This window comes from Psychrobacter sp. 16-MNA-CIBAN-0192, assembly GCF_040309565.1.
GTDB lineage: Bacteria > Pseudomonadota > Gammaproteobacteria > Pseudomonadales > Moraxellaceae > Psychrobacter.
The window spans coordinates 1-279 of the sequence record NZ_JBEOOX010000163.1; the positions used below are offsets into that span (position 1 = coordinate 1).

The following is a 279-nucleotide window of genomic DNA, read 5'->3' on the forward strand; positions in this document are numbered from 1 at the left end:
GGGTATAATCTATCTCGCGAAAATCCACTGCAGCATCTGAAAAAGTGGTGGTTAACACCTGCATTTTTTGTGCTTTAAATGCGTGATTAGCTTGAGCAAATGTGTCGTGTTTGACTGTGTTAACCCACTGTTGGCTTCCAGAGGCGGTATTACCAGATACCCGCATATCAATATCGGGCCACACGGCATGAATTTCATAAATTCCCACACAGTCAGCAGAGCGAAGAACCGCCGCAATATTATTAGTCATATGCACTTTATCAAGGCAAACCGTTAAGT

Annotated in this window: 1 protein-coding gene; it reads right to left on the bottom strand. The window is 43.4% G+C overall.

Features of this window, described 5'->3' with window-relative positions:
- Positions 1-250 (bottom strand): TrmH family RNA methyltransferase (locus tag AAEY78_RS12760; protein ID WP_352339696.1); only part of this gene is annotated, 250 nt, incomplete at its 3' end.
- Positions 251-279 lie beyond the last annotated feature (29 nt).